Below are 10,279 nucleotides of genomic sequence, written 5' to 3'. Positions count from 1 at the left end.
GCTCCCTGCTGGAGCGGGGTGGCCGTCCGGCTTTCGCTTTTCGGCCTTTCCGACTCTATCAGATCCGTTTTCCGTTCCGGGCTTCCGGTGAAGGAAGCTGTCGGTTCGAATTTGAATCCGATTCCCCGTCGGAGGGGGTTTGTTCGCGCCTTCCGGCGTGATCACTACTTTAGCGGTTTTTCCCGGTGACTCATAATCGAGTCGCAGGTCCTGATTTCGGCATGCCGAAATTGGTCCCGTTCGGGGGCCGTGCAGTAATGGTTGTGCCGCCGGTGCGGCGTGAGGGTTACCGCAGAACCGTTACGGCTCCATGGCAACTCGAAGAACTTTACGTACGGCCGCGGGTCGTGTCAACCGCCTCTGGTCAAGCGGTTTTGTGCCGCCGACAGCGGTGCCGGCCGCCCTGGCCGCCCGTCCCGGCCGAGTCTCAGTCGAGGTCGTTCAGCCGGCCGTCGGCGTCCGGCTGGGCGTCCTCGACGCGGCACAGCAGGCGGGTCAGCATCTCCCCGAGCTGGCCGCGCTCGTCGGCGGAGAGGTCCTGGAGCAGGTCCTCCTCGAAGACCGAGGCCATCCGCATCGCCTCGACCCACTTCTCGCGGCCTTCCTGGGTCAGCTCGACGATCACCCGGACGCGATTGGTCTCGTCACGCTCCCGCGTCACCAGCCCCTCGCTCGCCATGCGGTCGATGCGGTGCGTCATGGCGGCCGGCGTGAGGCCGAGGCGCTTGGCCAGTTCGCCGGGGCCCATCTGATAGGGCGCTCCCGCGACGACCAGGGCCTTCAGCACCTCCCACTCCGCGTTGCTCATGTCGAGGGTGGCGGTCTGCCGCCCGTAGGCGACGTTCATCCGGCGGTTGAGGCGCTGCAGTGCGGAGACGACCTGCTCCACCTGGGGGTCGAGGCCTTGGAACTCGCGCTGGTAGGCCGCGATCTGTTCCTCGAGGCTCGGCTCCGCAGGACCGGGGGCCGCATCTGAGGGCTCTGACATGCCGGGAAGTATGGCACGTACCTCATTGGCATTGAAGTCCTTCGCCATGTACTCTTTAGCTTCGAACTTTAGTGTTGAAGTCTTCAGGGTGTGACTGTCCAGTCCCCTGCGATCTGACCTAGGTAGGTGAGTGTGACCACCGCGATGGGCGCCGCGCTGCGCCGGATCCAGCTGGGCAACGCGCTGAGCGCGTTCGGCAACGGCTTCACGGTTCCGTATCTCTACGTCTATGTGGCGAAGGTACGGGACCTCGGCGCGAGTACGGCCGGTCTCGTTCTCGCGATGCTGGCCGTCGCCGCGCTCCTCGTGCTGCCGTTCACCGGCTGGGCCATCGACCGGCGGGGCCCCCTGCCGGTCGCCGTCGTGGGTGCCGTCACCGCTGCCGTCGGTTCGCTCGGACTGGGCCTGTCCACCACCGAGCCCATGGTCATCCTGTCCGCCGTGGCGCTCGGCGCCGGTATCGCGGTGATCCAGCCCGCCCTGGCCACGATGATCGTGTGGTGCTCTACGGCGGTCACCCGGTCGCGGGCGTTCGCCACCCAGTTCTTCCTGAACAACCTCGGTCTGGGCATCGGCGGGCTCATCGGCGGCCTGCTGGTCGACGAGTCGGCGGCCGGCAGCTTCGTACGGCTCTTCGCGATCGAGGCCGTGATGTTCCTGGTACTGGGTGCGGCCATCGCGACCGTACGGCTGCCGCGTACGGCACGGGTCGACGACGCGGTGCCGAGCGAGGCCCGCGCCAAGGGCGCCTGGCGCGCGCTGTTCGCCGACCGCCGCATGATGTGGCTGTGCCTGCTGGGCTTCGTCCTGTTCTTCGCCTGCTACGGCCAGTTCGAGTCGGGGCTCGCGGCGTACGCGACCGAGGTCACGCGGATCTCGCCGTCGACGCTCGGAATCGCACTGGCCGCCAACACGGCGGCGATCGTGGCGGCCCAGTTCGTGGTCCTGAAACTGGTCGAGCGGCGGCGGCGCAGCCGGGTCATGGCCGTGGTCGGGCTGATCTGGACCGTGGCGTGGCTGGCGGCCGGACTGTCGGGCCTGGTGCACGGTGCGCACGCGGTGGCCACCACTCTGCTGATCTCCACCTACGCCCTGTTCGGTATAGGGGAGTCGATGCTGTCGCCGACGGTGGCCCCGCTGGTGGCCGACCTGGCGCCGACGTCCCTGGTCGGTATGTACAACTCGGTCTTCGCCCTGGTGAAGCAGCTCGCGCTGGCGATCGGCCCGGCGGTGGGCGCCCTCATGGTGGGCCACGGGATGTCCGCCCCGTACATCGGGATGCTGGTGCTCTGCGCGGTCGGCATCAGCGTGCTGGCGCTGCGGCTGGGACGGCTGCTGAGCCCCGCGCAGGACAACCCGCACATCCGGGCCTTCACTCCGGACGCGCCGGCGGGCACGGTCACCGACACGGGGGCCGGGGCGGACGCCGAAACGGGTGCGCCTCGACGTGAGTCCGTGACGGCGGTGGCGTAAGCCGCGCGAGAGAGCCGACTCCTGTACGGGACGGGCCCTGCTGCATCGAGCAGGGCCCGTCCCGTTTCTCTGCCAGGACCCGGTCCGTCACACGTGTGCCCCTACGCGCGGCTCCCGCCCCTACTCCCGCGGCAGCGCGAACTCGCACCACACGGCCTTGCCGCCACCGGGCGTCCGCCGCGAACCCCACGCCGAGGCGATCGTCGCGACGATCGAGATGCCCCGGCCCGCCTCGTCGGCGGGCTCGGCCCGGCGCCGCCGCGGCAGGTGGTCGTCGCCGTCGGTCACCTCGACGATCAGACGGCGGTCCGTACGGCGCAGCCGCAGCCGCATCGGCGGTGTGCCGTGCTGGAGCGAGTTGGCGACCAGTTCGCTGGCGGCCAGGACACCGAGATCGTGCAGCTCCGGGGAGAAGCGCCAGGAGGCGAGCACCCCGGAGGCGAAGGCGCGGGCGCGGGGCGCCGCTTCCGTACCGCCGTGCAGTTCGAGGGCGGCGTTGTGGAACAGCTCGGCGTCGTGCCCCGTACGGGCGGGGTGCTGGAGCACCAGGACGGCCACGTCGTCGTCGTGGTCGGTGGTGATCCCCAGGGCGCGCAGCAGACGGTCACAGACGATGTCGGGCGCTCCGGTCGCGCCCGCGAAGGCGCGCTCCAGGGCCTCCACGCCGTGGTCGATGTCCTTGTCGCGGCGCTCGACGAGGCCGTCCGTATAGAGGACGGCACTCGAACCGGGCCCCAGCGGGACGCTGCCGGAGGTGTGCAGCCAGCCGCCGGTGCCGAGCGGCGGACCGGTCGGCTCCGCGGCCCGGACGACCGTCCCGTCCGCGGCGCGCACCAGGATGGGCAGATGGCCTGCGGAGGCGTAGACCAGGCGGCCCTCGTTGGGGTCGTGGACCGCGTACACGCAGGTCGCGATCTGGCTGGCGTCGATCTCGGCGGCCAGCCCGTCCAGCAGCTGGAGGACCTCGTGGGGCGGCAGGTCGAGCCGGGCGTAGGCGCGGACCGCCGTACGCAGCTGTCCCATGACGGCAGCGGCGCGCACGCCCCGGCCCATGACGTCGCCGATGACCAGGGCCGTTCGCCCGGCGCCGAGGGTGATGACGTCGTACCAGTCGCCGCCGACGGCGGCGTCCGTGCCGCCCGGCTGGTACGTCGCGGCGACCCGCAGGTCGTCCGGCTGCTCCAGCTCCTGGGGCAGCAGGGAGCGCTGGAGCGTCACGGCCGCGGCGCGCTGGCGTGCCTCGCTGGCGCGCAGCCGCTCGGTGGACTCCACCTGGTCGGTGACGTCCGCCCCGAAGACGAGCACACCGCGGTGCGGCGCCACACAGGCGACCTCGGGATCGGGCGCCGGGCCGCTGGCGGCGACCTCGATGGGGGTGCAGGTGAACGTGTAGTACCCGTCGCGGGACCGGTCGGCGCCGGCCCCGCCGGGCACTCGGCGGGCCTTGACCGTACGGGGGCGGCCACTGCGCAGCACCTGGTCCATCAGCGGGAGCAGGCCGAGCGCGTCCAGTTCGGGCAGCGCCTCGCGCGCGGTGGCGCCGGGCGGACGGGTCCCGAAGACGGTGGCGTACGCGCCGTTGACGTACGCGATGCGGTGCTCGGGTCCGTAGACGACCGCCACCAGGGCGGGGACCTTGCCCAGGATGTCGTGGACGGACAGCGCGTCGACGCTGGGCGCGCGGTCCGGGCCGGCGGACGGGCCGTCACCGGCCGCCCCGGGGTCGGGGTGTTCGGCGCGGGCCGCGGGGACCGCGCCGGGGCCCGCGCCCGGCGGGCCGCCCGGGGCCGGGGCGGCGGACGTGGCCGGCACGGTGGCGGACGTCGGCGCGGCACGGTCGGGCCGGGCGGCGCCGCGCCGCTGTGTGCCGGGGAGACGGGCGTTCCAGCGCGTGAAGTTCACGGAGGTGTACCTCTTACTTCGCGTCGTCGCGCGGGGTCGGGCCGTCGGCTCGGCGGGACTTCCCGCGCGCACGCCGGAGGAACCCCCACCCGGCGGACGCGGGGAGCAGTGTCGGCTGGGGGCACGCTCGGCGCCCTCTGGCGGATTGCAGCAAACGTCCAGAATCCTCGTGATTGTCACTCTTCGCAGATACGAGCCCACCCATGGTCACACGTCCAGTGTGGCCGACCGGACTGACATCCGTCAGACGCGGGAGGCACGAGGTGGAGTTCCTGCCTCCGCGTACGGGGGACGCGGGGGCAGGACGGGCCGTACGGGCAGGGCGTACGGCCGGAGGGCCCGGCCCCGGTGGCCCGTACGGCTGACGGTGTACGACGGCCCCTCAGCTCGCCTCGTTGTGGCGGCCGGTACCCGCGGCCAGTTCGAACTCGGCACGCGGGTGTTCCAGCGAGCCGAGAGAAACGATTTCCCGCTTGAACAGCCCGGCGAGCGTCCACTCGGCGAGCACCCGCGCCTTCCGGTTGAACGTCGGCACCCGGCTCAGGTGGTACACGCGGTGCATGAACCACGCCGGATAGCCCTTCAGGCGGCGCCCGTAGACGTGCGCGACGCCCTTGTGCAGCCCGAGCGAGGCGACCGACCCGGCGTACTTGTGCGCGTAGTCCACGACGGGCTCGCCGCGCACCACCGCCGCGACGTTCCCGGCCAGCACCCGCGCCTGGCGGACGGCGTGCTGGGCGTTGGGCGCGCACTCCTTGCGCGGCTCGTCCGGCTTGGCGGGCCGCTCCGCCGTCAGGTCCGGCACGGCCGCGGCGTCGCCCGCCGACCAGGCGTGCTCGACCCCGTCGACCCGGAGCGCCGCGGTGCATTTCAGCCGTCCGCGCTCGGTGCGCGGCAGGCCGGATGCCGCGATGATCGGGTGCGGTTTGACGCCCGCGGTCCACACGAGAGTGCGAGCCGGGAACCGCGCACCGTCACTCAGGACGGCGACCCGCCCCTCGTACGACTCCAGCCGCGTCTCCAGCCGTACGTCGATGTTGCGCGCCCGCAGCTCCCGCACCGCGTACTGCCCCATCGCCGTACCCACCTCCGGCAGGATGCGGCCGGTCGCCTCGACCAGGATCCACTTCATGTCACCGGGGTCGACGTTGTGGTAATAACGCGCCGCATAGCGCGCCATGTCCTCCAGTTCCGCGAGGGCCTCCACCCCCGCGTACCCGCCGCCGACGAAGACGAAGGTCAGGGCCGCGTCGCGGATCGCGGGGTCACGGGTCGAGGAGGCGATGTCCAGCTGCTCCAGGACGTGGTTGCGCAGACCGATGGCCTCCTCGACGGTCTTGAAGCCGATGCCGCCCTCGGCGAGGCCGGGGACCGGCAGCGTCCGGGAGACCGAACCGGGCGCCAGCACCAGTTCGTCGTAGGGCAGTTGGATACCGCCGGTGCCGTCCTCCTGAGTGGCCGGTGTCGTGACCGTGGCAGTACGGGCTGCGTGGTCGAGCGAGACGACCTCGCCGACGATGACCTTGCAGAGCGGCAGCACCCGGCGCAGCGGTACGACGACGTGCCGCGGCGAGATGGAGCCGGCCGCCGCCTCGGGCAGGAACGGCTGATACGTCATGTACGGGTCGGGATCCACCACGACCACCTCGACGGTGGCCCGTCGCAGTTCCTCTTTCAGTTTCCGCTGGAGGCGCAGGGCGGTGTACATCCCCACGTAGCCTCCGCCGACAACGAGAATGCGCGCCGGTTCCTTCACAGAGGTTCTCCTCGCGACATCGAAAGGCCGGCCCGCGCGGGTTGCCACCGCCGGCCGACCGGCTTGCCACCACCAGGCACTGCGCCCCCGGAAGGACACAGCACTGTTCCATGACGCACCGGCGACACGTCTTTGTCCACAGGCCCGACGAAATGTATGACCGGCCGGGCATATTGGCCCGGAGGGCCGGATTCCGCGCCGACGGCCGCAGGAGTGCAGGTCAGGTGGTGGTTCAGCGGCGCGGAGAGGGTACGGAATCGGGGCGGATCGGGTCCGTGCTCCGATCGGTGCACGGACTGTGCGGAACTGCCCCCTTCATTCTTGACCTGGGCTCAACTATGTTCGTACCTCGTTGGGGTGCAACCTCTCGTCGTCACGTCGTTACGCCCCAGCAGTCAGGGCGGGGAGTCTCCGGGGGGAGACGTCATTACCGGGGGATCATCTATGCACATTCAGGGCTCTCAATGGCCGACTGCCGTAACTGCCACCGCGCACGGATCCGAAGGCAGGGGAAACGGCACCACGCACACCGCACGCACCACGCACTCCGGTGGCGGTGGCCGGAGCACACCGCTGCGGGTGGACGCGCAGCGCAACCTTGAACACGTCCTGCGGGCGGCTCGCGAGGTCTTCGGCGAGCTGGGGTACGGCGCGCCCATGGAAGACGTGGCGCGGCGCGCCCGCGTCGGGGTGGGAACGGTCTACCGGCGCTTCCCGAGCAAGGACGTGCTGGTCAGGCGAATAGCCGAGGAGGAGACCTCCCGGCTGACCGACCAGGCGCGTACCGCGCTCGGACAGGAGGACGACCCGTGGTCGGCGCTCTCGCGCTTCCTGCGGACGTCGGTCGCCTCCGGCGCGGGACGGCTGCTGCCGCCGAGCATATTGCGGGTGAGCGCCAGCGCTCCGGACGGCCCGGCCCATCCGGGTGCCGCCGAGGCGCGGGTACCGCAGCAGCGCCAGGCGTACGGGCCGGACGGCACGGCGGCCGGTGGTCCGGCGGGCGTGCCGGGCGCGCTGACGCCCGACGTACCGGCGGAGTTCCGCGTCGTCGCCCAGCGCGGCGCGCCCGAGGCGGAGTCCTCGGACGGGGCGGCCACGGCCCCCAACGGGGTTCCCATGGGCGCTCCGAACGGCGTGCCCGCACGCGGCCCGGCCGCCACCGGCACGCTGGAGGCACCGTCCGGCGAGTCCACGGCGGACGGCGGCGCCCAGGCGCTGCTCGAAGTCGTCGGGCAGCTCGTCGAGCGGGCCCGCGAGGCGGGCGAGCTGCGGGCGGACGTGACCGTCGCCGACGTGCTGCTCGTCATCGCGACGGGCGCACCGTCCCTGCCGGACCCGGCCCAGCAGCAGGCCGCCTCGGCCCGGCTGCTGGAAATCCTGCTGGAAGGGCTGCGGTCGCGGCCTGCCGAGTGAGGAACTGCGGGCCCGGCAGGTGAGATGGGGCGGGGCGTGGGGCCGGCCGTGGGCCGGTGTCGCGCCTCGTCCTTCTCGCGTGGGTGGGGCGAGGTCCTTCTCGCGTGAGTGGGGCGGGTGGGGCGGTTGGTTTCCGCCGTCTGCAGGTCCGGAGAGCGGGCCGGACGAGTATTCCCCGTACGAGTGACCCCTAGTACTCCCGGTCCCGAACTCGCCCCGGACGAGTGGTTGGTGTGCTTGCCGGACAAGGCCGGGGCCTCCCTGTGGCACGCTTGCGCCGTGTTACCGCAGTGACGGCGTGTTCGGGGGCTCGGCGATGGGTGTGGACGGGCGGGACGAGCAGCGCGGCGGCAGGGCCGGTGCGGGCGGCGCGGAGAGCGCGGGCGGTACGGCCGGATCGCGCGCCCCGCAGGTCCCGGGGCAGAAACGCCCGTACGGGCCGGGCGGCAGGGGCGGCGCGGGCACGCCGGGCACGCCGGGCAGGGGCGCATCGGGCACGGGCACAGGTGGCGCGGGCGCGTTGGACCGTTCCATCGAGCGGCACGACCGGGCCGAGGACGACTACCGCCCCCGACCGGCCGAGCGAAGCGTTCCTCCGCAGCGCGAGCGGGGAGAAGCCCCGGACCGGGGCGACGCGCGGGATCGTGGTGAGAGCCGGGAGCCGAGGACCACGCACGGCCCGAAGGGCCGAGGAGCCCACCGGAAACCGAACCGCGAGCAGGCGTCCGGGGCGACCGGGACGACCAGGGCGGCAGGGTCGGCTGAGGCGGCAGGGTCAGCAGGGTCGGCTGGGGCGACAGGATCCACCGGATCGACCGGGTCGGCTGATCCGGCCGCCCCGGTGGCGCAGCCCGCGCTGCCGCCGTCGGACGGCGAGTTGATCGCCCGTATGCGGGGCGGTGACGACAGCGCGTACGAGGAGCTGTACCGCCGGCACGCCGACGCGGTGCGGCGCTACGCGCGCAGTTGCTGCCGGGACGCGCACACCGCCGACGACCTGACCGGCGAGGTCTTCGCCCGTACCCTCCAGGCCGTACGCGGCGGATCCGGCCCCGACTCGGCCGTACGCGCCTATCTGCTGACCACCGTCCGCCGGGTGGCCGCCGCCTGGGGCAGGACCGCGAAGCGCGAGCAACTGATCGAGGACTTCGCCGTCTTCGCGGTGTCGGCGGCCGGGTCCGCACTGGACGACGACACGCTCGACCTCGGCGCGGACGTCCGTGCCATGCACGACGCCGAGCAGACCCTGGCCGTACGGGCGTTCCGGAGCCTGCCGGAGCGCTATCAGACCGTGCTGTGGCACACCACGATCGAGGACGAGCCGCCGAGCGCGGTCGCACCGCTGCTCGGGCTGTCGGCCAACGCCACCGCCGTACTGGCCCACCGCGCCCGCGAGGGCCTCAAGCAGGCGTACCTCCAGGCCCATGTGAACCGCGCGCTGACGGCCGACGGCGACTGCGCCCGGTACGCGGACCGGCTCGGCGCGTACGCCCGTGGCGGCCTGCGGATGCGGGCCGAGCGCGGGCTGCGCAAGCACCTGGAGGACTGCGCCCGGTGCCGTACGGCGGCCTTGGAGGTCGCGGACGTCAACGAGCACATCCGCGTCATCCTGCCGGTGGCGGTCATCGGCTGGTTCGCCGCCGGATTCGCGGTCAAGGGGGCCGCGGCCGCGGTGGGGCTCGGTGGGGCCGGTGCGGCCGCGGGTGCCGGAGCGGCCGCGGCGGCCGGTGGTACGGGGGCGACTGCGGGAGCGGGAGCAGGGGCAGGGGCAGGGGCCGCTGGTGGGGCTGGTGCCGCTGCGGGGGCCGGCGGGGCTGCCGGGGCGGGCGCCGGCGGGGCCGGTGGGGCCGGTGCCGCGGTGGGTGAGGGGCTCGGCGCGCCCGCGAAGGTGGCCATCGGCGCGGGCGTGGTGATCGTGGCAGGTGCCGCACTCGCGCTGGCGCTGATCGGCGATTCGCAGCCCGCGCCCCGGACGCAGGCCAAGCCCCCCGGAGTGTCCTCGGCCGCGCCGCAACCTCCCGCATCGCAACCGCCGGAGCGCACGCCGGGGCAACCGCCCCCGACGCCCGCCCCCACCCCCTCGAAGCCAACGCCCGAACCCACCGCGTCCTCCCGTCCGGACCCCACACCGACACCGACGCCGACACCGGCCTCACCTGCCCCCGCACCCGAGCCGACGCGCTCCCCCGCACCGTCCGACCCGCCCGCCCACGCCCCGCGGCCGACGCCGACACCGAAACCGACCCCTCCGGCGCCCGCCCCCTCCCCGTACCGGATCAGCAAGCTGACGTGGGACTTCATGGGCGACGGCACGAAGCCCGAAGTGCGCATGGCGGACAGCAGCTGGATGTGGCAGCGGCAGGGGCTGCGCATCGGCGGCACGACGTACCGGCACGGAGTCACCGTGCACGCGCCGTCGTCCGTGACCATCGACCTGCACCGGCAGTGCACGGCGTACGACGCCTTCGCCGGCGTGGACGACATGGGGCTCGGCCTGGGGGCGCTGCGCTTCTCCGTGTACGGGGACGGCCAGCGGCTCTGGCGCTCGGGAGTGGTACGCGGCGGTCAGCCCGCCGTCCCGGTGCACGTGCCGTTGCACGGGCACAAGACGTTGCGGCTGGTCGTCGAGCCCGGTTCAGCCCACACCGTGATGTTCCTGGGCGACTGGGCCCAGTCGCAGATCACCTGCCGCTGAGCCCGCCGCTTAGCCCGCCATTGAGTCTGCCGTTGAGCCCGCCATTGAGTCT

General features: G+C 72.8%; 7 protein-coding genes. 3 read left to right on the top strand and 4 right to left on the bottom strand.

Translation table 11 applies throughout. The features are described from left to right. Positions 1 to 427 precede the first annotated feature (427 nt). Positions 428 to 988, bottom strand: coding sequence for a MarR family winged helix-turn-helix transcriptional regulator (locus A6A06_RS31845; protein WP_073766094.1), 561 nt, complete (start codon positions 986 to 988; stop codon positions 428 to 430). A gap of 132 nt (positions 989 to 1,120) precedes the next feature. Between A6A06_RS31845 and A6A06_RS31840 the strand changes: the two genes are divergently transcribed. Next, the gene (locus tag A6A06_RS31840; RefSeq protein WP_073765886.1) at positions 1,121 to 2,461 is read left to right on the top strand and encodes an MFS transporter; all 1,341 of its coding nucleotides are present in this window, start codon (positions 1,121 to 1,123) and stop codon (positions 2,459 to 2,461) included. Between the two features lie 120 nt (positions 2,462 to 2,581). Here A6A06_RS31840 and A6A06_RS31835 read toward each other — a convergent pair whose 3' ends face one another. Together A6A06_RS31835 and A6A06_RS31830 are read right to left on the bottom strand one after the other, a co-directional pair. After that, positions 2,582 to 4,363 carry an ATP-binding SpoIIE family protein phosphatase gene (locus tag A6A06_RS31835; RefSeq protein WP_073765884.1) on the bottom strand — a complete coding sequence of 594 codons (1,782 nt, stop codon included), beginning with the start codon at positions 4,361 to 4,363 and terminating at the stop codon, positions 2,582 to 2,584. A gap of 382 nt (positions 4,364 to 4,745) precedes the next feature. Next, entirely contained in the window at positions 4,746 to 6,119 is a 1,374-nt protein-coding gene (locus A6A06_RS31830; RefSeq protein ID WP_073765881.1) for an NAD(P)/FAD-dependent oxidoreductase, read from the bottom strand. Positions 6,120 to 6,563: 444 nt separating this feature from the next. Between A6A06_RS31830 and A6A06_RS31825 the strand changes: the two genes are divergently transcribed. Continuing rightward, positions 6,564 to 7,532, top strand: coding sequence for a TetR/AcrR family transcriptional regulator (locus tag A6A06_RS31825; protein ID WP_073765879.1), 969 nt, complete (start codon positions 6,564 to 6,566; stop codon positions 7,530 to 7,532). Between the two features lie 282 nt (positions 7,533 to 7,814). Here A6A06_RS31825 and A6A06_RS43215 read toward each other — a convergent pair whose 3' ends face one another. Continuing rightward, positions 7,815 to 8,030, bottom strand: coding sequence for a hypothetical protein (locus tag A6A06_RS43215; protein ID WP_242441038.1), 216 nt, complete (start codon positions 8,028 to 8,030; stop codon positions 7,815 to 7,817). A gap of 343 nt (positions 8,031 to 8,373) precedes the next feature. Between A6A06_RS43215 and A6A06_RS31815 the strand changes: the two genes are divergently transcribed. Next, the gene (locus A6A06_RS31815) at positions 8,374 to 10,227 is read left to right on the top strand and encodes a sigma-70 family RNA polymerase sigma factor (protein WP_073765875.1); all 1,854 of its coding nucleotides are present in this window, start codon (positions 8,374 to 8,376) and stop codon (positions 10,225 to 10,227) included. Positions 10,228 to 10,279 lie beyond the last annotated feature (52 nt).

It is taken from the genome of Streptomyces sp. CB02923, assembly GCF_001905005.1.
GTDB lineage: Bacteria > Actinomycetota > Actinomycetes > Streptomycetales > Streptomycetaceae > Streptomyces.
Note: the sequence above shows the minus strand (reverse complement) of the source record. Positions and strands in the feature narration are given on the sequence as shown.